The sequence below is a fragment of the Megamonas sp. Calf98-2 genome, assembly GCF_900110235.1.
In the GTDB taxonomy this organism is placed as follows: domain Bacteria; phylum Bacillota; class Negativicutes; order Selenomonadales; family Selenomonadaceae; genus Megamonas; species Megamonas funiformis.
Map to the genome: position 1 here is coordinate 20,135 of NZ_FOCY01000004.1, position 20,846 is coordinate 40,980.

The window sequence follows — 20,846 nt, forward strand, 5'->3', positions numbered from 1 at the left end:
CCAAATGGGTAAAGCTCTAATTATTGGTTGTGGTGGTGTAGCAAGTGTTACTATCCATAAATGTTGTCAAAATAGTGATGTATTCGAAGAAATCTGTATTGCTAGCCGTACAAAAAGCAAATGCGATGCTTTAAAAGAAAAATTAAGCGGTGGCAAAACAAAAATTACTACAGCTCAAGTAGATGCTGATGATGTAAATCAACTTATTAACTTAATCAATGAATTCAAACCAGATGTAGTAATCAATTTAGCTCTTCCATATCAAGATTTAACAATCATGGACGCTTGTCTTGCTACTAAAGTTCATTATGTGGATACTGCAAATTATGAACCATTAGATACTGCTAAATTTGAATATAAATGGCAGTGGGCTTATCGTGAACGCTTTGAAAAAGCTGGAATTACTGCACTTTTAGGTAGTGGTTTTGACCCAGGTGTAACAGGCGTATTCTCTGCTTATGCAATGAAACATCATTTTGATGAAATTAACTATATTGATATCTTGGATTGTAATGCAGGTGATCATGGTTATCCATTTGCTACAAACTTCAATCCTGAAATCAATATCCGTGAAGTTTCTGCTAATGGTAGCTACTGGGAAGATGGTAAATGGGTAGAAACTAAACCTATGGAAATAAAACGCGTGTACAATTTCCCAGAAATTGGCGAAAAAGACATGTATTTACTTCACCATGAAGAACTTGAATCTTTGGGCTTAAATATCAAAGGTATCAAACGTATTCGTTTCTTCATGACTTTTGGTCAGTCTTATTTAACTCATTTAAAATGTTTAGAAAATGTAGGCATGACTTCTATCGAACCTATCGAATTTGAAGGTCATAAAATCGTGCCACTTCAATTCTTAAAAGCTGTACTTCCAGATCCAGCTAGCCTTGGCCCTCGCACAGTAGGCAAAACAAATATCGGCTGTATTTTCCAAGGTAAAAAAGATGGCAAAGATAAAATATATTATTTATACAATGTTTGCGACCATCAAGAATGCTATAAAGAAGTTGGTTCTCAAGCAATCTCTTATACAACTGGCGTTCCAGCAATGATTGGTGCAATGCTCATCATGAACGGCACATGGAAAAAACCAGGTGTATATAATATTGAAGAATTTGATCCAGATCCATTTATGGACGCTCTTAATAAATGGGGTCTTCCATGGAAAGAAAGCTTCAATCCTGATTTAGTAGAATAAAATATATTTTTAATAAAAATAAGACAGTATGCCGTTGGTGTACTGTCTTATTTAAATAAATTGAGATTTTGATTTAGAATATTATAATATTTAATTAAAAATAATTTTAAGGAAGTGATTTAGTGAAATTAGAAGAAAAGTTACAAAATGTAGCAACTCCTAGTTATGTCATGGACGAGAAAAAACTTCGTGAAAATCTTGAAGTTTTAAAAATGGTACAAGATAGAACAGGTTGTCATATTTTACTTGCACAAAAAGCTTTTTCCATGTTTTATTTTTATCCCATGATTGGCAAATATCTAAAAGGTGCTACAGCAAGTGGTATTTTTGAAGCTAAATTAGCTCATGAATTTATGAAGGATAAGGAAAATCATATATTTTCTCCAGCATATAAAGAAAAAGATTTTGCTGAAATCGTGGAGATTTGCGACCATATAATTTTTAATTCTTTTAATCAATGGGAAAAATATAAAGATATAGCTTTAGCTAAAGGCAAGGAGTGTGGTATTCGCATTAATCCAGAATGTTCTACACAAGAAGGACATGATATTTATGACCCATGTGCTAAAGGTTCTCGCTTAGGTGTTACACTTGATAATTTTGAACCAGAAAAATTAGAAGGATTGAAAGGGCTTCATTTCCATACGCTTTGTGAACAAAACTCTGATGATTTAAAAACTACATTAGATGCTATTGAAGCAAAATTTGGCAAATATCTATATGATTTAAAATGGCTCAATTTTGGTGGTGGTCATCATATTACTCGCGAAGATTATGATATTGAACTTTTGATAAATTGCATCAATCATATGAAGGAAAAATATGATTTAGAAATTTATTTAGAACCTGGTGAAGCTGTGGCATTAAATGCTGGTTATTTAGTCAGTGAAGTCTTAGAGCTTATTCACAATGACATAGATATTGCAATTTTAGATACTTCTGCTGCTTGTCATATGCCTGATGTATTGGAAATGCCATATAGACCAAATGTAATTAATTCAGGAAAACCAAATGAAAAAGCATATACTTACCGTTTTGGTGGCCCTACTTGTCTTGCAGGTGATATCATAGGGGAATATTCTTTTGATAAACCTTTAAAAGTTGGCGATAAAATTATCTTCTGCGATATGGCTATTTATTCCATGGTAAAAAATAATACTTTCAATGGTATGCCACTTCCAGATATTGCCGTTTTACATGAAGATGATACTATTGAAGTAGTAAAATCTTTTGGCTATGAAGATTTTAAAATGAGATTGTCCTAAATTATTAATCATAAATTTAGTTATATCTTATGATATTTAATGAAATAAAGATTATTTAAGTTGATTTATTTGGCTTAAATAATCTTTATTTTTGTTTGATTTATAGTTTAATATGGCAGTTAATTTGGCAACAATATTTTATAAACATGGCTTTTGCGGTATAATATCTTTATATTATTTGAATAAGGGAGGGTTATTATGTCGAAAAAAACACAGGCTACATTGGTTTTAGTCATCATGTTTTTGGGATTTATTGCTACATATAAATTAGATTCTTTTTGGGGCTTGTTGCTAAATCATGGATTTTTGGCTGCCTTAATCGGTGGTCTAGCGGATTGGTTTGCAGTTACAGCTCTATTTAGAAAACCACTGGGCTTTATCTCTTATCGTACGGAGATATTACCTCGTAATCGTGAACGTATCATGGACGAGATAGTAAAATTTATCGGTAGAGATTTATTAAATCCAGAATACATCATTAATAATATTAAAAATTATAATATGGCAATGATGGTAGTAGAGTATGCTCAAAGAGGTGGCAAAGAAAAAGCCAAAGTAGCATTAAAAGAATTAGTCATGCAGGTAATTAATTCACTTGATACGAAAAAAGTAGGTTATTCATTGGCAAGCGCCTTGAAGAGTCGTCGTAAGAATTTTAATATAGCAAGGATTATCATTCAATTTTTACTAGATTTTATTAAGACACCAGCAGGGGATAAATGCATAGACTATATCATAAAAATGGTTAGAGCTACAGTGCCTGAATTGTTGGCAAAGGATTTCATGCATAAATTAATTGACGATAATGTAAGCATTATCAAAGAAAAATATATAAAAGATAGTCAAAAACGTAGTTTTATGTTTGAAATGATGGATTTATCTAGTGAAAATTTGACGCAAAAGTTAAATAAAAAATTAGATGAATATACTAATTTATTACTGGATTATGATAGTAAAGAACGTGAGCATTTAAAAACTTTATTTGCAGAAAAAATAGAAATTCTAGGCAGTAGAAATGGCTATAAGCAAAAAGTTGCTCAATTAGAACATTACTTTTTCGTTAAGAAATTTGATTTTAGCGATAATTTAGTGTCTTTAATTGATAATTTCTGTCAAAATAGCGAAAATAGAGAACAATTATGGAAGCAGATTGAAGATTATCTAGATAATCTTATTGCTAAATTAGCTGTAGATGATGAAATGCAGGCTAAATTAAATAAGTTTTTCATTAATACAATAACGAAGATAATTCAAAATAATTCACAATGGGGCTTAGATTATATTAAAGATGAATTGATGAAGTATTCACAGCAAGAATTTGTCGATTTAGTAGAAAAACGTGTTGGTGATGACCTTCAAATGATACGTATAAACGGTTCTGTAGTTGGTGCTATTGCTGGTATGGGATTATATGTAATATCCTTTGTTGTGGAAAGGATGTGCGGATAATGGATAGATTTAATAGAGCAGATAAAACATTATGTGTATTATTTATTTGTTTTTTAGTAATTTTAGCTTTAAGAACTTTATATCCACAATATATTATTTTCGAATTGTTATTATTTTGCAGTGAAGCGAGTTTAGTTGGTGGGATTGCGGACTGGTTTGCAGTTACAGCTTTATTTAAAAAGCCACTAGGATTTCCTTTTCATACAGCTATATTGCCAAGACGTAGAGATGCCTTTATAAATTCTTGCGTGAGAATGTTGCAGACAGAATTTTTATCTAAACGTAAAATTTATAGACGTATATGTAATGCTGATTTATTATCATGGGGTTTAAATTGGGTTAAAAATCCTGATAATAAGAAATATATATTAAATGAAGTTATGCAGTTTTTGGTGAAAAAAATCACTGAAATAGATACTGCTAAAGTAGCACAAAAAAATAGTGAGAAGATAGCTCAGATTATTTTAAAAGAGTCTATGGGCGAATTATCTCATAATTTAATGGGTGTATTACTTAAAAGTGAAAATAGTCAGCTTGCTGTAGATAAAGGTATAAATTTCTTGAAAGGATATTTTTCAGGAAGAGAAGGAAAGGCAAGAATAGATGCTTTTCTTGAAAATTATCAAAAGCAATATGAAAGCGGTCTAGGCGGTCTGATGTTATCTTTGGCTTTAGCGACAAATACTTTAGATCCAGATGAATTGTCTTTAATAATTCATGAACGTATTTTAGATTTATTAGATGATGTCAGCGATAAAGATGGCGAATTATATGCAAATCTTATAAATTTATATGAAGAAGCTTTGATGAATATTCGCGATGACGAAAATTGGGTTGATAGCTTGAATACTTTGCGTGATAGTTTTGTGGAAATGGGCATTGTGGAAAAAATTCTACAAAATTCTTTGCGTAATTTTTGTGAATATCTATTAGCTAATAATAATAGAGAAAATAAGCTTTATCAGACAATAGAACAGATTTTAAGTGAAGAAATAGATAGATGTATCGAAAAATTAAATACAAATAATGAATTTAAATCAAAAATAAATCGTTTTGTATTAGATGTTGTTCATCGTAGTGCTTTAAAAGGTGAAGATGTAATCTTAGAATTAGCACGTAAATTTTTAGAAGGATTAACAGATAAGCAATTAAATGAGTTAGTGTACGATAAAGTCGAAACAGATATGATATGGATACGTTTAAACGGCTCTATCGTTGGCGGTATCATAGGCTTTTTTGCTTTTTGGTTATTGCAATTAGTGAACAATTAGGAGGAATTAATTTTGCAACAGGCAGAAATTCCCAAGAGTATTAATAATTGGCTATTGATGTTAAGTCCTTATCAAGTTTTAGTTTTTTCTTTTTTAGGCTTAATATTAGTAGGTGCATTTTTATTGATGTTACCTATAGCATCTAATGATGGTAGCAGTCTATCATTTATAGATGCTTTATTTACTGCAACATCAGCTGTATGTGTTACTGGTTTAATTGTGGTGGATACTGGTCAATATTTTTCTATATTTGGGCAATTAGTAATTATTATGTTGATTCAAATTGGCGGTTTTGGTGTAATGACAATGACGACAGTATTTGCCTTGATTTTGGGAAAGCGTATTCAGCTTAGAAGTAGGTTAATAGCTCAAGAATCATTGAACAGGTTGACTGTTGGGGGCGTTGTAAAATTAATTAAATTATTGGTAAAGACCACTTTATGTATTGAATTTATAGGTGGCGTACTACTATCTTTTCGTCTATATCCTGATTATGGATTACATGGGATATATATGGCGTTTTGGCATTCTATATCAGCATTTTGTAATGCTGGTTTTGATATTTTTGGCGGTACTAATATTTTTAAATATAATACTGACCCTTTATTTTGTTTAGTCATCGCTTTTTTGATTATATTAGGCGGTATTGGTTATGGTGTAACGGTAGAACTTTACCAAAAACATAATTGGAAGATGTTTTCTTTGCATGCTAAAGTTGCTTTATTGACGACTTTGATTTTATTGGTAATTGGTACAATAGTATTATTCTTTTTAGAATATAATAATGAAAATACGATTGGTAATTGGGATTGGTGGCATAAGTTAATAGGGACTTTCTTTTTATCTACAACTTCACGTACAGCAGGATATACTTTGATGGATACAGGAGCATTACATGAAGCTTCATTATTTTTTATCATCATCTTGATGTTCTTAGGAGCATCTCCTGGTTCTACTGGTGGCGGGATAAAAACTACAACTTTTGCGATAATTTTTGCGACAGTTACCTCTATAATTCGTGGCAATGAAGAAGTTACATTGTTTAAAAGACGTATTGAACATGATTTGATTGTAAAATCTTTGGCTATTTTTTATATAGCAGCAGCTTTAGTAGTTTTAGGAACAATGTTTTTATGTTTAACAGAAGATTTTCCATTTATAAAAATATTATTTGAAGTTACATCGGCATTGGCCACTGTAGGTTTATCCACAGGGATTACTTCTAGTTTGACTGTTTATGGTAAGTCCATATTGGTTTTAATAATGTTTATTGGTCGTCTAGGCGTACTTACATTTTTGATGGCTATTGCTATGCGCAATCGAAAAACAGCTAAAATCGGATATCCTTCAGAGCGTATTGGGGTAGGTTGATTAATAAGTTTTAGGTTTAGATAAAATGATGAAATATATTAGAAAATTAAATCCATACCAGATTGTTTTATGTAGTTATGGGATAATAATATTGACTGGTACTATGTTGTTGATGTTGCCGATTACAGTGGTAGATATCGAGCCTTTGAGTTTTGTTGATGCATTATTTATGTCAGCGTCAGCAGTATGTGTATCGGGTGTTTCTATATTTAGTTTAGGTGATAATTTTTCTGTATTTGGGCAAATAATAATTATTATTTTGGTGCAAATTGGAGCTTTAGGAATTATGACTATCACTACTATTTTGGCAGTGGTGATGGGTAAACGCATTCAACTTCGAGATAGATTATTAATTCAAGAGTCATTGCAAAGATGGTCAGTGGCTGGAGTAGTGCGACTTGTAATCAGTATTGTGAAAATGACTGTTGCTTTTGAATTTATTGGTGGAGTTATTTTAACAATTATTTTCTGTCAAGATTATAGTGTAGGCACAGCTATTTATTTTGGTTTTTGGCATTCTGTATCGGCTTTTTGTAATGCAGGTTTTGATATTTTAGGTGGAAGTAATTTTGCAGATTATATTTTTCACCCATTTTTTAATCTAATATTATTGATAGAAGTTGTTTGTGGCGGATTGGGTTTTGCTGTTTTACTAGATATCTATCAAAAACGCAAATGGCAAAAATTGAGTATTAATAGTAAGCTTGTACTTGTTACTACTGGTTTTTTAATTCTTATCGGCAGTGTACTTATTTTTATTTTAGAATATGGAAATAAAAATACTTTAGGCGATTTAGGTTTATTTGATAAAGTGATGGTAAGTACATTCATGGCTTCGATGGCTAGAACATCAGGATTTTCAATGCTCGATATAGGCTCATTGACAGAACCTAGTTTATTGTTGATTATGTTTTTGATGTTTATTGGCGGTTCGCCAGCTTCAACAGGTGGCGGTATTAAAACTACTACTATAGCTGTTATCTTTGCAGCTATTTGGTCACTCATTCGTGGTCGTGAAGATGTTGTTATCTTTGAGCGTACTGTACCACCGATTGTCATTTTCCGTGCGATGAGTATTTTCTTTGTCAGTGCGATTGTCGTATTTTTGATGTCAATGTTTTTATGTTTGACAGAAGATATTGCTTTGTCTAAAATCTTATTTGAGTCTGTATCTATGTTCGCTACTGTAGGTCTGCCTACAGGTACGATAAATGAAATGGACGCTTCTAGTAGAATTGTAATTATTTTTGTAATGTTGATGGGACGAATTGGTATTATTTCTTTTGCGATGGCACTTGTTATTCGCAAGAAGAAAAATAAAATTCGCTATCCTGAAGATAAATTTATTATTGGTTAAGGAGAATTTTTGCATGGGTCTTAGTGTTAAAATACCAGGTTCTTGTGGCGAGTTAGTACAAGGCATGATTGATGATATACCTTTTTTAGTTACTTGTCCTATTTCAATGTATACCAAGGCGAGTATAACAAAATATTTTTCTTATTTACCATATAAAGCTCGTTTGGCACGCAATAAAACGCTTGATTATCTGGGCACTAAATCTTATGCAAAATTTTGTTTGACTACAGAATTATTGACAGGAAAGGGCATGGCTTCAAGTAGTGCAGATATTGCAAGTATTTGTCAGCTGACAGCTCTTTCTTGTAAACGGATATTATCGCAAGATGAAATATCAAAGATTGCAACAAGCATTGAGCCAACTGATGGTATTTTTTGTAAAGGCATTGTCAGATATAATCATTTGAATGGTCAAGTTTTAGAACATTTAGGTTTAGCGCCAAAGATTAAGATATTGATGTTTGATTGTGGTGGCAAGGTCGATACTTTATCTTTTAATCGTCGCAAGGATTTAAAACGATTGTATCAAGAAAATGAAAATACAATTAAAGAAGCTTTAGATTATTTGCGTTTAGGCTTTAAAGAGAAAAATAATAAATATATCGGCAAAGCTTGTGTTATGAGTGCATATGCAAATCAAAAAATATTATATAAAAAGCAATTAGAAGATATCATGATAATATCCGAAGATTATCAGGCAATAGGTGTAAATGTTGCTCACAGTGGCACTGTCATTGGTGTATTATTTGATGATAATTGTGAGGAAAGTTTAATTGAAGAATGTAAACAGAAAATATTAAGTGAATGTTTTGATTTACATTATTTAAATTTAGTAAAAATGATTTCTGGTGGAATTATCATAGAAAGAGAGTAAATTATGCAAAAGTTTGAGCATGGCGGAGATTTAAAAAAAATAATGGCACAAGAAAATTTAGATAAAATTATAGATTTCAGTGCTAATATAAATCCATATGGATTATCTAAAAATATAAAAAAAGCGATTGTTGACCATATTGATGATATAATTCATTATCCAGAGCCAGATGCAAGAGAGCTTTGTGGTAAAATCGCCGAAAATTATGGTATCAGTGCAGATAAAATTATCGTAGGTAATGGCGCAGTAGAATTATTATATATACTTTGCCATATATTAAAGCCAAAAAATGCGTTGATTGTATCTCCAGGTTTTAGTGAATATGAAAGAGCAGCTAAAGCTTCTGGAGCGAATATAAATTATGTGATGTTATCTGAAAAACAGGAATTTAATTCTCCTATGCGAGATTTAATCGTGAATATAAAAGGCAACGATATTTTATTTATCGGCAATCCTAATAATCCAACAGGTACATTATTTACTGTAGAAGATATGGAGCTTTTGATTGAACATGCTGAAAATAATGGCTGTTTTGTAGTTGTTGATGAGTCTTTTATGGATTTTATCAAAACAAGTGAAGCTTTTTCCGTGCTTCCTTTAGTGGAAAAATATCATAATTTATTTGTATTGCATTCTTTGACTAAATTTTATGCATTACCAGGACTTCGCTTAGGTTTTGCAGCTACAGACCATGAAGTTTTAGACCCACTTTATCAGGCGAAAGACCCATGGAATGTGAATGCTTTAGCACAGATTGCAGGTATGGTAGCTTTAGAGGATAAAGTATATCAGCGTCGCAGTAGAACATATACAAGAACAGAGATAAATTATCTTTATGAAGAACTAGAAACTTTTGATAAATTGAAAGTATATGAGCCAACTGTTAATTTTATTTTAGTGAATATAGAAAAAACAAAGATGATAGCTAATGAGTTAAAAGCAAAATTATTAGAATATGGTATAGCTATTCGCAATTGTGAAAACTATCCAGGATTAAATGAGTATTTCGTGCGTTTTGCGGTGCGAACTCGTGAAGAAAATGATGAATTAATTGATGCTTTAACAGAGATTTTAGCTTAAAAAAAGTGTCTACTAAATTATATTTTGCTGTGAAGATAAAATATAATAAGTAGACACTTTCTTTATTTTGTAGCATAAAGCGAATTTGCCTGGCGTGTTTTGATATTTAAATGTTGATAGAGATATTGATAAGCACTATGGACTTCTTGTGGTATATCTACATGGGCGATAAAATCTTTACCTTGAGGGCCATAACCATTGATATTATCTGTAAGACGAGGAATTTCTCCCATGAGTAGCTCAATATATTTATCAATATTCCACATTTGCCAGATATTATTTTGTTCTAAACATAATTTATCATTTTGAACAGTGAAATGAACTTTATATGTGGCATAATTGATTAAAGTAGTATCACAAGGACAATATTTTCGAAAACCTGCGTCCATGCGATTTTGCATAGTAGCATCTTGCATAAAAATGATGGATTTTGGCTTTAAATCTAGATTTTTTAAAAGTTCTAGAACATTAGTGATATTATTACCGCAGTTAGTGGATTTAGTTTCTAGTAAACAATCTGTGATATTGTATTTATTTTTCAGATAAAGGGCAAAAATTTCTGCTTCAGATTTACTAGAGATATCTATATCGGCTAGAGATAATTGCATTTTTTGACGGAGTGCTTCTGTAGTATGACCAGCACCGCCGACTAAAAGATAATTTTTAGCTATATTTTGTTGATGAGCTTTAGCAAATACACCAGCACCTTCAGGAATAGAACCACCGAATAAAATCAACAAATCGGCTTGATTTATTTTGTATTTTGCTTGCAATTCATCGGGTGATAGTGCCGTTAAATCTCTTTTAGCTAAAAAATCAATGAGAATATTTAAATTTTGGGCGATAAGTGTATTCATAAAATAACATTCCTTTAATAAGTAATATCTTCGTCAGGTTGTTGACCGTCGTGAGCTTGCCAAACACATTCTGTCATTTTGAAATCAGTAAATGTAGCTTTAAATGAAGAATTTTCTGGGCTACAAGCATAAATGCCAAATTGGATATCACCAGAAGCTTCCCAAAGATGACATATGCGCATTTGATTATAATTTATGCCATCAAGAGAATATTCTATGCGAAAATCATCTTTTCGGCGACTTAATCTATACCAAATGGATTTTATAGAACTATCAATAACAGTTGTCGCCCAATCAGAATATCCTTTATTAGTAACAACACTACCCAAATGTTGAATATCTTCATTTTCATATTCAACAGAAGCTTTGAGCCAGTTTTCACTATCTAAATATAAGACGATACCGCATTGGTCAAATCGAACTTTGCTATCAAAATCTGTCTTAACAGTAAATGAAAAGAATTCTTCACTTGTATTCATCTGTAGCACAGGAGCATTATCATTTCTGAAGTGATAATATGTTCTTTGCCATAAATCAGTATGAGGTGAAGTTATGATTTCGATTTTATCTTTAGTTATACTAAATGATAAAGGTTTACGAGTCCAATGTAGCTTATCTACATCAAAAAACATAGTAACATCTCCTTTATTTTGGTGTATATATATTATTTTAATTTTATATATGTATCTTGTGAAGGCAAAAAAAAACCGATAGGGAGAGAAACCTATCGGAGAGCAAAAACTTATATAACTTTATTGAGTTATGTATATAGTATAATCTGATTAGATTAAAATATGATTAAAGTACAGATTAAAAATAGATTAAATTTAAATTAAAATAAATATTATAATAAATAGATGATATCTTATAAGTATATTATTTTGATAGGAATTTTAGAAATGAGAAAAAAGAATAACTCTTGACATTGAGATATTGCTTTATTATAATGAAGACATCATAAAGATATATGTAAAAGTAATGCGAAAGACATGATTGAAGAATTATATGTTTACAGAGAGAGAAGTCGAGGCTGGAAACTTCTTAAGCATACTCTTTGATTACCACTTTCAAACTGCAAAGCTGAACTATAGATTTAGATTTATTTATTAAGTTTTGCCGGAGAAATTCCGTTATCATTTTTGAGTTGGTCATATTTTATGGCAAACAGGGTGGAACCGCGAACTACAAGCCTCGTCCCTAGTTTTGGGATGGAGGCTTTTTATTTTTTTAGGAGGTTAATAAAATGGCAAATATCACATTAAAAGATGGTGCTGTTCGTGAAGTAGCTGAAGGCACTACTGTTCTTGATTTTGTAAAATCCTTTAGTAATTCTTTAGCAAAAAAAGCTTTAGCTTGTAAAATTGATGGAGAAACTAAAGATTTAATGACTGTTATAGATGGAGATCATCAAGTAGAAATTTTAACTTTTGAAGATGAAGATGGTCGTTGGGCACTTCGTCATAGTGCTTCTCATATTTTAGCTCAAGCTGTAAAACGTCTTTATGGCGACAAAAATGTAAAACTTGCAATTGGTCCTGCAATTGACAATGGTTTTTACTATGATTTTGATATGGATCATCAGCTTAGCACTGAAGATTTAGCAAAAATCGAAAAAGAAATGAAAAAAATTGTTAAAGAAAATTTAGCAATTGTACGTAAAGAAGTTACTCGTCAGGAAGCACTTGATTTCTTCAATTCTGAAGGCGAAAGCTATAAAGTAGAATTAATCAATGATTTACCAGAAGATGCAATGATCACTATGTACAGCCAAGGTGAATTCACTGATCTTTGTGCAGGTCCACACGTAGTATCTACAGGTAAAGTAAAAGCTATTAAATTACAATCTGTTGCTGGTGCTTATTGGCGTGGTAGCGAAAAAAATAAAATGCTTCAACGTGTATATGGTACAGCATTTGAAAAACAAGCTGATTTAGATGCTTACTTAAAAATGCTTGAAGAAGCTGCTAAACGTGATCACCGCAAACTCGGTAAAGAACTCGATTTATTCAGCTTACATGAAGAAGGTCCAGGCTTCCCATTCTTCCATCCAAATGGTATGGTAATCAGAAATGAACTCATCAACTACTGGCGTGAAGTTCATCGTCAATTTGGTTATCAGGAAATCAAAACTCCAATGATTATGAACCGTAAACTTTGGGAAACTTCTGGTCACTGGGATCATTATAAAGAAAATATGTACTTCACAAAAATTGATGGTGAAGATTATGCGATTAAACCAATGAACTGCCCAGGTGGTATGCTTGTATATTTAACACAGCAACACAGCTATCGTGATTTACCACTTCGTCTCGGTGAACTTGGTCTTGTACATCGTCATGAATTATCTGGTGCATTACATGGTTTAATGCGTGTACGTAACTTTACACAAGATGATGCTCATATCTTCATGTTACCTAGCCAAATTGAAGGCGAAATTCAAAAAGTTATTGACTTATTCGATAAAGTTTATAGTACATTTGGTTTGACTTATCATGCAGAACTCAGCACACGTCCTGAAGATTCCATGGGTTCTGATGAAGTTTGGGAAACTGCAACTAATGCACTTAGAAATGCACTTGAACATCGTGGTCTTAAATATGTTATCAACGAAGGCGATGGAGCTTTCTATGGTCCAAAAATCGACTTCCATTTAACTGACTCTATCGGTCGTACTTGGCAGTGCGGTACAATTCAGCTTGATATGTTAATGCCTGAAAAATTCGATCTCACTTATATCGGTGAAGATGGTCAGAAACATCGCCCAGTAATGATTCACCGTGTAGTATACGGAAGTATCGAACGTTTCATCGGTATCTTGATTGAAAACTATGCTGGTGCATTCCCTGCTTGGCTTGCTCCTGTACAGGTTAAAATCTTACCTATCAGCGATAAATATGTTGATTATGCTTATGAAATCAAACGCAAAATGTTTGACCTCGGCATTCGCGTAGAAGTTGATGACCGCAATGAAAAAATCGGTTATAAAATCCGTGAAGCTCAAGTTAAAAAAGTTCCATACAGCATTATCGTAGGTGAATCCGAATTAGAAAATAAAAATATTTCTGTTCGTAAACGTCGTGAAAAAGATACTGTTACTATGGATACTGATACATTCATCAATAATCTTCTTGAAGAAATCAAAACAAAAGCTCAGTAATCAATAAAAATAAAAGCTCTTAATAGTTTTTAACTATTAAGAGCTTTTTGTTTTAAAATTTAATTATTTTATCCATTTTCCGCAAGCTTTATCTTGGCAGATTTTATTATTATCTACAACTAATTGACCGCGTAAAAATGTTTTTATTGGCCAGCCTTTGATTTTTCTACCAGCAAAAGCAGTGAGAGGTTGTTTACTGTGAAGTTTTTCATTTTCAATAGTATCGATTTTATTCATATCGACAACCACAATATCGGCATCTTTACCAATTTCTAAATTACCTTTATTTGGTAAATTATAGATAGTAGCTACATTTTTAGCCATGACTTTCACCAAGAAAGGTAAAGTGATATGACCATTATTTACTTCATTGAGCATTAATGGAAGCATAGTTTCTACCCCGCACATGCCAGCAGGAATAGAGAATAAATCACCTTGTTTTTCACTGATGATATGTGGTGCATGGTCAGAGGCGATAAAATCTATAGTGCCATTTTTCAATCCTTGCCAAAGTGCAAGTCTATCTTCTTCATGTTTGATGACAGGATATACTTTCATCATTGGTCCTACACTATCATAATCTTTAGCAGATAAAAATAGATATTGTGGGCAAGTTTCAGCAGTTATATTTACACCATTAGCCTTTGCTTGAGCGACTGCTTCCATTCCCATTTTAGAAGTCAAATGAAGAATATGAAGTCTAGCACCAGTGGCTTTAGCAAGTAGACTAGCTGTTTGGATAGTCAAAGCTTCTGCTAGAGCTGGTCGAGATTGGATTAAAGCTTCGTAATCTTTTTTACCAGATTGTTGAAGACGTTTAGTTAAAGTTTGAATTAATTCAATATTTTCAGCATGAATGGCGATTATTTTTCCTGTTTTTGCCATTTGTTCAAAAATTTCATAGACTTCACCGTCGCCAAGAGGTGGGATAATATCTTCATCTTTAGGATTGTAATTATAAATTAAAGCTTTTGTTTTGGCATTTATAGCATATCCCCAGAAAAATTTTACAGCACTAGCACCAGCTTCACAAAGTCTAGGTAAATCGCCAAAGTTGATTTCACCTAAAGAAAGACCCCAAATACCATAATCAGCAAAAGCTTTAGGAGCAAAATAATTTGCTTTTTGCAATAAATCTTGCTCATTTAAAACAGAAGGATTTGTATTGGGCATATCAAATACAGTAGTTACACCACCGGCAATAGCAGCTTGTGTGCCAGTTGTAAAATCTTCTTTAGCAGTAGCTCCAGGGTCACGAAAATGACAATGCGTATCAATACAGCCAGGTAAAAGATACTTACCAGAAACATCATAAATCTCAGTGGCAGGCTTATCCGCTAAAGAAATTTCAACAATCTTTTCATCTTGTATATAAATATTTCCTAGATAGATTTCATTTTCATTAACAATAAAACCATTTTTTAAAGCTAAATCATACATAAAAAAATTATCCCTCCTAAGAATTATAAAATCTATTTTTCCTTTGTATAAAAAACAAATTAAATAACAACAAATTAAAGTGTTAAAAATCCTAAGAACTATATTAAAAGTATTACAGATAAGATTTTAGAATGTGGAAAATAAATATTACATATTATTTTATATTTATTAAAGTAAAATCAATATCGTGGGATTTTTATTTTTGCTTCGTTTTTCTTTTGTATAAAAGAAAAGTAATAATAATTTATTATAGCATAGTGGCAAGTATTAGAATATATTTTATGTTTAATCTCGTTATAGGGATATGTTATAATGATGACTTAGGTTTTAGTTAAATGGAGATGTTATTTTGAAAAATAAAGCTTATGTGTTGTTGTCTTTGGCTGGAATTTTATGGGGTTTTCAGCCTGTAGTGGTGAAATTCATTGTAGCGGAGATGAACCCACCTACTTTAGTATCTTTCCGATATTTATTACTCAGTGCTACTTTATTTTTATTGATGAAAATTACACATAAAAAAGATTTTATACCGCCCAAAAGTTGTTGGTTGCCACTTATAATTATGGGAATAACAGGCGTTAGTTTGAATAATGGTTCACAATTTACAGGGCTACAATATTCTACAGTAGCTAATGCCACTTTGATTGCTGCTATGACGCCAGCTGTTACATCTTTATTAGCTTTTGTATTTTTGCGTGAAAGATTGGCTTTATTGCAATGGATTGGAATTATAATTTCGATATCAGGAACATTGTATTTAATCAGCAATGGAAATTTAGATATTATTTTACATATTTCATTTAATTTGGGAGATATATTATTTTTTGTAGCTCAATTAAGTTGGGCAATTTATTGTTTAATCAGCATTCGCGTGATGAAGAAAATGTCTGTATTATCTGTTACAGCATGGGCAGGAGTATTTGGTGCGATTTTTATTGCAATCTATGGTCATTTTACCTGTGGTTTGTATATACCAGATTTATCTATGAAAGCTATGGCTTCATTTGCATATATTGTATGGCTCGGTGGTGTAGGCGCAATGATATTTTGGAATATTGGTGTAAAAAATGTAGGTGCAAGTACAGCTTCCATATTTTTAAATATCATGCCTATTGTGGGGATTGTTACAGCTTCAATAACATTAAATGAAATAATTACTATGGAAGAATGTTTAGGCGCAGTAGTTATTTTATTAGGTGTATATATAACAACACATACAAAGCAAATTTTAGAAAAATTAAATTGGAAAAAGTAAAATAAATTTAAAATAGATTAATGAAAATAAAATTATTTTTAGCTGAGAAATTTTGCGAAAAAATTAGTTATATAGTATTATGATTATAAAATATAATGTGTAAAAAGTAGGAGGGTTTCTTTTGAAAAAGCTTGTAATAACAGGAACAATTTTGCTCAACAAAGCAGTAAATGAAAATGTAAAACACATGGTTATCAAAGCTCCAGAAATTGCAAATCTTGCTGAACCTGGTCAGTTTGTTCATGTGAAGACTTTGCATAGTGAAAACTTTTTGCGTCGTCCATTCAGTATTGCAGATGTAGATAAAAACGAAGGTACAATCACTTTAATTTATCGTATTGTCGGTAAAGGCACAGCTGAATATTCTAGATTAAAAGAAGGCGAAGAATTTAGTATTTTAGGCCCTATCGGTAATGGCTTCAAATTAAAAGAAGGTCGTCCATTGCTTGTAGGCGGTGGTGTAGGTATTGCTCCACTTATCTATTTATCTCGCTTGCTCAAAGACCAAAAACCTATTTTACTTATCGGTGGTAAAAATAAAGATGAAGTATTCTGGGAAGAATATTTAAAAGAATATGCTGATAAAATTTATATCACAACAGATGATGGTTCTGTAGGATTTAAAGGTTTCACTATTCAATTAATGCCTGAAATCTTAAAAGAAAATAATATTGACGCTATTTATACTTGTGGTCCAAATATCATGATGGAAGGCGTGGCAAAACTCGCTTATGAACATGATATTGATTGCCAAGTATCATTAGAAAAACGCATGGCTTGTGGTATTGGCGTATGTCTTGGCTGTACTTTTGAAGGTAAACTCACTAAAAAACGTCGTAAAGTTTGCACAGAAGGCCCAGTTTTTGAAGCTAAGGAGGTATTTTAATGAATTTATCTGTAAAGATTGGTAATCTTGAATTAAAAAATCCTGTAATGGGAGCTTCAGGAACATTCGGATTTGGTAGAGAATATGAAGATTTTCTTGATGTAAATGAAATCGGTGCAATCGTTACTAAAGGCGTTACACCAAAACCTCGTGCTGGTAATCCAGGTGTTAGAATTGCAGAAACTCCTTCTGGTATGCTCAACTGTATCGGTCTTGAAAATCCAGGGGTAGATGCTTTTATTTATGATATCTTACCCAAAATTAAAAAATATAATACTGCTGTTATCGTAAATATTTCCGCAGGTTCTGTAGAAGAATATGCTGAAATGGCATGGCGTTTGGATATTGACGGCGTAGATGCTGTAGAAGTAAATATTTCTTGTCCAAATGTAAAAGAAGGCGGTATCGTTTTTGGTACAGACCCAAAAGCAGCAGCTGCTGTAACTCATGCAGTAAAAACTCATACTAAAAAAACTGTAATTGTAAAACTTTCTCCAAATGTAACAGATATTGTGCAGATGGCAAAAGCAGTAGAAGAAGCTGGTGCAGATGCTATTTCTATGATTAATACATTGACTGGTATGGCAATAGATATCAATACAAGAAAACCATTACTTGGCAATATTACAGGTGGTCTTTCTGGCCCTGCTGTAAAACCTGTAGCACTTCGTATGGTATGGCAAGTAGCAAAAGCTGTAAACATTCCAATCATTGGTATGGGCGGTATTGCAAGTGCTGAAGATGCTATTGAATTCTTGCTTGCAGGTGCAACAGCAGTCGCAGTAGGAGCACATAACTTCATTGACCCATCAGCATTAAAAGTAATTGCAGATGGTATCTCTGAATATATGCAAAAACATAATATTGAAGATGTAAATGAACTTGTAGGAGCATTACAAGCTTAAATAAAAAATTACCAAGTGAATTTTTACTAAATAGTCTATAAAGCTAAGCAATATAAGCTTTATAGGCTATTTTTTTATATAACTAATAAAAATCAAAATCAGCCGGTAAAATTTTTTTATATCCTTGAATAACAAGATTTTAGAAGCTATAATAAAAAAAGAAATGCTAATAAATATAGGGATTAATAGAAACAAGAGTTGTATTTGAATTATTTTTCAGGATCGTGTTCATCAAACGTTAGCATGATTAATAGAAACAAGAGTTGTATTTGAATAGATGTTATTAAAGCTTATAAAAAAGAAATTGAGTTGATTAATAGAAACAAGAGTTGTATTTGAATAGATATGGTTTTACTTTATCTGCTGTAGCTGTTTCAGATTAATAGAAACAAGAGTTGTATTTGAATTCGTATTCGGCAAAATGATAAAAATTATCTCATACGTGATTAATAGAAACAAGAGTTGTATTTGAATGCTATTTTCCCTTTTTGTCTAAGTTCACCATTAAGATTAATAGAAACAAGAGTTGTATTTGAATATGTTAAGATGCCTCATTTTGAAGCATCCTTTTGCGGATTAATAGAAACAAGAGTTGTATTTGAATCGACCTGAAGGATAAAATTATTTACGCTTCGGTCTAGATTAATAGAAACAAGAGTTGTATTTGAATAGATTAGAAGTCTTAGCATATTGATAGCATTTTTATGATTAATAGAAACAAGAATTGTATTTTAATGAATTAGGAGAGATAAATAGTTGTGGAAAATGTAAAAGATATAAAGAAAGTTATTATTGATATATGTTATCAGGAGGGAATTACAAGAAGGGATTTAATAGCGGTATACAATAAAAAATATAATAAAAATTTATTGGAACAAACTTTTACAAAAACATTATCAAATAATAATATAAAATTTAACATGTTGGTAGACTTGTTAGATTCTATAGGTTATACAATAGATATTAGAAAAAAATTATAAAGAGATTTGTATTTATAAAAAAACTTATTGACAGTATATAAAGTTTGTGATATATTAACATATGTTGTATCTGAGATGCAACGTATTGCACAAGAAGAAGTCACCGCTTCTCACCTTATGGCGTGCTAGTCACTAGGGTTACTAATTAAAACAAAAACGTTTAACGTATATTTTAATTTGTAATATCAGAGGGTGACGTGCGTCATCCTCTTTTTTGTGTATATAATAAAAATAATATATAAATAATGAGGTGTTTTCTATTAGTAAAGAAACTTTAAGAATTAATGGCGAAATCCGCGCTAGAGAAGTTCGTGTGACAGATGCTCAGGGAGAACAGCTTGGTATTATGTCTACAAGAGATGCTCTTCGTAAAGCAGAAGAAGCTCATTTAGACTTAGTAGAAGTTGCTCCAAAAGCAAAACCACCTGTTTGCCGAATCATGGATTTCGGAAAATATCGCTATGAACAACAAAAACGTGAAAAAGAAGCGAAGAAAAAACAGAAGGTTATCAGTGTAAAAGAAGTAAAACTTCGTCCTGGTATTGAAACACACGATTTTAACTTCAAAGTTAAAAATGCTATGCGTTTTATTGCTGAAGGCAATAAAGTAAAAGCTACAATCATGTTCCGTGGCCGTGAGCTTTCTCATCCAGAAATGGGTAAAGAGCTTTTATTAAAGGTCGCTGAAGCAATGCAAGAAGCTGTTACTGTTGAACGCGAACCTAAACTTGAAGGTAAAAATATGATTATGATTTTAGCACCTAAAGTGCAAACTAAAGGAGGAAACACTAATGCCAAAAATTAAAACTCGCAGAGCTGCAGCTAAACGTTTTACAGCTACTGGTTCTGGTGAATTCAAACGTAATAAAGCTTTCAAAAGCCACATTTTAGAAAAGAAATCACCAAAACGTAAACGTAATTTACGTAAAGCAGCTATCATCACTGCTGCTGATCATAAACGTGTAAGCAAAATGCTTCCATACGCTTAATTAATCATTTATTGTTGAAATTTAGGAGGGTAAATAATGCCAAGAGTAAAAAGTGGCGTAACCGCTCATGCACGTCATAAAAAAATCTTAAAATTAGCTAAAGGTTATAGAGGAGCTAGAAGCAAACAGTTCAAAAAAGCTAACGAACTCGTTATGAAAGCTCTTTACTATGCACGTAGAGACCGTCGTGCGAAAAAAGGTGAATTCCGTAAACTTTGGATCGCTCGTATCAATGCTGCTACTCGTGCAAACGGTATGTCCTACAGCCGTTTCATCTGCGGTTTAACAAAAGCAGGTGTTCAGGTTAACCGTAAAATGTTAGCTGACGTTGCTATCAACGATGCAGCTGCATTTGCTAAACTTGTTGAAGTTGCAAAAAGCAATCTCTAATATAAAAAATAAAAGCTGTTTCTAATTTCAGATTAGAGACAGCTTTTTTTGTTTGTTTAAATTTGTATGAAACTGACTAAACAAGTATACATTGTTTAAATATGTCAAATACTGTA

General features: G+C 31.9%; 19 protein-coding genes, 1 CRISPR repeat array and 1 other annotated feature. Of the genes, 16 read left to right on the forward strand and 3 right to left on the reverse strand.

Going from position 1 to position 20,846, the window contains the following annotated elements; translation table 11 throughout:
• Positions 1 to 4 precede the first annotated feature (4 nt).
• From BMX03_RS01980 to cobD, 8 genes are all read left to right on the forward strand, one after another.
• On the forward strand, positions 5 to 1,204 hold the full coding sequence (locus tag BMX03_RS01980) for a saccharopine dehydrogenase family protein (protein WP_015562654.1): 1,200 nt from the start codon (positions 5 to 7) through the stop codon (positions 1,202 to 1,204).
• Positions 1,205 to 1,326: 122 nt separating this feature from the next.
• Complete coding sequence (gene nspC, locus BMX03_RS01985; protein ID WP_091693408.1) at positions 1,327 to 2,469, forward strand: carboxynorspermidine decarboxylase; 1,143 nt, start codon at positions 1,327 to 1,329, stop codon at positions 2,467 to 2,469.
• 198 nt (positions 2,470 to 2,667) lie between these two features.
• Positions 2,668 to 3,918 (forward strand): DUF445 domain-containing protein, encoded by a 1,251-nt coding sequence (locus BMX03_RS01990; protein ID WP_091693412.1) that lies wholly within the window; start codon positions 2,668 to 2,670, stop codon positions 3,916 to 3,918.
• Positions 3,918 to 5,189 (forward strand): DUF445 domain-containing protein, encoded by a 1,272-nt coding sequence (locus tag BMX03_RS01995; RefSeq protein ID WP_091693414.1) that lies wholly within the window; start codon positions 3,918 to 3,920, stop codon positions 5,187 to 5,189. Before BMX03_RS01990 ends, BMX03_RS01995 begins: the two co-directional genes overlap by 1 nt.
• A gap of 12 nt (positions 5,190 to 5,201) precedes the next feature.
• A complete protein-coding gene (locus tag BMX03_RS02000) occupies positions 5,202 to 6,560 on the forward strand; it encodes a TrkH family potassium uptake protein (RefSeq protein WP_091693417.1) in 1,359 nt (452 codons plus the stop codon).
• Between the two features lie 25 nt (positions 6,561 to 6,585).
• Positions 6,586 to 7,917: a TrkH family potassium uptake protein gene (locus BMX03_RS02005; RefSeq protein WP_022228355.1), complete on the forward strand. Its 1,332-nt coding sequence runs from the start codon at positions 6,586 to 6,588 to the stop codon at positions 7,915 to 7,917.
• 13 nt (positions 7,918 to 7,930) lie between these two features.
• Complete coding sequence (locus BMX03_RS02010; RefSeq protein WP_018999183.1) at positions 7,931 to 8,791, forward strand: hypothetical protein; 861 nt, start codon at positions 7,931 to 7,933, stop codon at positions 8,789 to 8,791.
• Positions 8,792 to 8,794: 3 nt separating this feature from the next.
• Positions 8,795 to 9,871: a threonine-phosphate decarboxylase CobD gene (gene cobD / locus BMX03_RS02015; RefSeq protein ID WP_091693420.1), complete on the forward strand. Its 1,077-nt coding sequence runs from the start codon at positions 8,795 to 8,797 to the stop codon at positions 9,869 to 9,871.
• A 62-nt stretch (positions 9,872 to 9,933) separates the two neighbouring features.
• On the opposite strand, the gene BMX03_RS02020 is transcribed toward cobD, so the two are convergent.
• Complete coding sequence (locus BMX03_RS02020; protein ID WP_091693422.1) at positions 9,934 to 10,728, reverse strand: YdcF family protein; 795 nt, start codon at positions 10,726 to 10,728, stop codon at positions 9,934 to 9,936.
• 14 nt (positions 10,729 to 10,742) lie between these two features.
• On the reverse strand, positions 10,743 to 11,360 hold the full coding sequence (locus BMX03_RS02025; protein WP_015562644.1) for a DUF1349 domain-containing protein: 618 nt from the start codon (positions 11,358 to 11,360) through the stop codon (positions 10,743 to 10,745).
• A 611-nt stretch (positions 11,361 to 11,971) separates the two neighbouring features.
• On the opposite strand from BMX03_RS02025, the gene thrS reads away from it, so the two are divergent.
• Positions 11,972 to 13,885, forward strand: coding sequence for a threonine--tRNA ligase (gene thrS / locus BMX03_RS02030; RefSeq protein WP_091693425.1), 1,914 nt, complete (start codon positions 11,972 to 11,974; stop codon positions 13,883 to 13,885).
• 63 nt (positions 13,886 to 13,948) lie between these two features.
• On the opposite strand, the gene BMX03_RS02035 is transcribed toward thrS, so the two are convergent.
• Positions 13,949 to 15,325, reverse strand: coding sequence for a dihydroorotase (locus tag BMX03_RS02035; RefSeq protein WP_091693428.1), 1,377 nt, complete (start codon positions 15,323 to 15,325; stop codon positions 13,949 to 13,951).
• Between the two features lie 349 nt (positions 15,326 to 15,674).
• Between BMX03_RS02035 and BMX03_RS02040 the strand changes: the two genes are divergently transcribed.
• From BMX03_RS02040 to rplT, 7 genes are all read left to right on the forward strand, one after another.
• Positions 15,675 to 16,580 (forward strand): DMT family transporter, encoded by a 906-nt coding sequence (locus BMX03_RS02040; RefSeq protein ID WP_091693431.1) that lies wholly within the window; start codon positions 15,675 to 15,677, stop codon positions 16,578 to 16,580.
• A gap of 121 nt (positions 16,581 to 16,701) precedes the next feature.
• On the forward strand, positions 16,702 to 17,466 hold the full coding sequence (locus tag BMX03_RS02045) for a dihydroorotate dehydrogenase electron transfer subunit (protein ID WP_091693434.1): 765 nt from the start codon (positions 16,702 to 16,704) through the stop codon (positions 17,464 to 17,466).
• The gene (locus tag BMX03_RS02050; protein WP_091693437.1) at positions 17,466 to 18,371 is read left to right on the forward strand and encodes a dihydroorotate dehydrogenase; all 906 of its coding nucleotides are present in this window, start codon (positions 17,466 to 17,468) and stop codon (positions 18,369 to 18,371) included. The genes BMX03_RS02045 and BMX03_RS02050 overlap by 1 nt, the downstream gene beginning before the upstream one ends.
• A gap of 180 nt (positions 18,372 to 18,551) precedes the next feature.
• Positions 18,552 to 19,107: a CRISPR direct-repeat array (repeat unit 30 nt; unit sequence GATTAATAGAAACAAGAGTTGTATTTGAAT).
• A 22-nt stretch (positions 19,108 to 19,129) separates the two neighbouring features.
• Positions 19,130 to 19,351 carry a hypothetical protein gene (locus BMX03_RS02055; RefSeq protein WP_019000060.1) on the forward strand — a complete coding sequence of 74 codons (222 nt, stop codon included), beginning with the start codon at positions 19,130 to 19,132 and terminating at the stop codon, positions 19,349 to 19,351.
• An 85-nt stretch (positions 19,352 to 19,436) separates the two neighbouring features.
• Positions 19,437 to 19,575 (forward strand) — a sequence feature (ribosomal protein L20 leader region).
• Between the two features lie 26 nt (positions 19,576 to 19,601).
• On the forward strand, positions 19,602 to 20,156 hold the full coding sequence (gene infC, locus BMX03_RS02060; protein WP_019000059.1) for a translation initiation factor IF-3: 555 nt from the start codon (positions 19,602 to 19,604) through the stop codon (positions 20,154 to 20,156).
• Positions 20,143 to 20,340, forward strand: coding sequence for a 50S ribosomal protein L35 (gene rpmI, locus BMX03_RS02065; RefSeq protein WP_008538462.1), 198 nt, complete (start codon positions 20,143 to 20,145; stop codon positions 20,338 to 20,340). Before infC ends, rpmI begins: the two co-directional genes overlap by 14 nt.
• Before the next feature lie 36 nt (positions 20,341 to 20,376).
• A complete protein-coding gene (gene rplT, locus BMX03_RS02070) occupies positions 20,377 to 20,730 on the forward strand; it encodes a 50S ribosomal protein L20 (RefSeq protein WP_008538460.1) in 354 nt (117 codons plus the stop codon).
• The last annotated feature ends 116 nt before the right edge of the window (positions 20,731 to 20,846 follow it).

Excerpts from the sequence above, each read along its gene's own strand:
- rplT (WP_008538460.1), top strand. The coding sequence starts at position 20,377 with ATGCCAAGAGTAAAAAGTGGCGTAACCGCTCATGCACGTCATAAAAAA.
- BMX03_RS01995 (WP_091693414.1), top strand. The coding sequence starts at position 3,918 with ATGGATAGATTTAATAGAGCAGATAAAACATTATGTGTATTATTTATT.
- BMX03_RS02050 (WP_091693437.1), top strand. The coding sequence starts at position 17,466 with ATGAATTTATCTGTAAAGATTGGTAATCTTGAATTAAAAAATCCTGTA.
- thrS (WP_091693425.1), top strand. The coding sequence starts at position 11,972 with ATGGCAAATATCACATTAAAAGATGGTGCTGTTCGTGAAGTAGCTGAA.
- BMX03_RS02035 (WP_091693428.1), bottom strand. The coding sequence starts at position 15,325 with ATGTATGATTTAGCTTTAAAAAATGGTTTTATTGTTAATGAAAATGAA.
- BMX03_RS02005 (WP_022228355.1), top strand. The coding sequence starts at position 6,586 with ATGATGAAATATATTAGAAAATTAAATCCATACCAGATTGTTTTATGT.
- rpmI (WP_008538462.1), top strand. The coding sequence starts at position 20,143 with ATGCCAAAAATTAAAACTCGCAGAGCTGCAGCTAAACGTTTTACAGCT.
- BMX03_RS02025 (WP_015562644.1), bottom strand. The coding sequence starts at position 11,360 with ATGTTTTTTGATGTAGATAAGCTACATTGGACTCGTAAACCTTTATCA.
- BMX03_RS01990 (WP_091693412.1), top strand. The coding sequence starts at position 2,668 with ATGTCGAAAAAAACACAGGCTACATTGGTTTTAGTCATCATGTTTTTG.
- BMX03_RS02010 (WP_018999183.1), top strand. The coding sequence starts at position 7,931 with ATGGGTCTTAGTGTTAAAATACCAGGTTCTTGTGGCGAGTTAGTACAA.
- cobD (WP_091693420.1), top strand. The coding sequence starts at position 8,795 with ATGCAAAAGTTTGAGCATGGCGGAGATTTAAAAAAAATAATGGCACAA.
- BMX03_RS02020 (WP_091693422.1), bottom strand. The coding sequence starts at position 10,728 with ATGAATACACTTATCGCCCAAAATTTAAATATTCTCATTGATTTTTTA.
- BMX03_RS01980 (WP_015562654.1), top strand. The coding sequence starts at position 5 with ATGGGTAAAGCTCTAATTATTGGTTGTGGTGGTGTAGCAAGTGTTACT.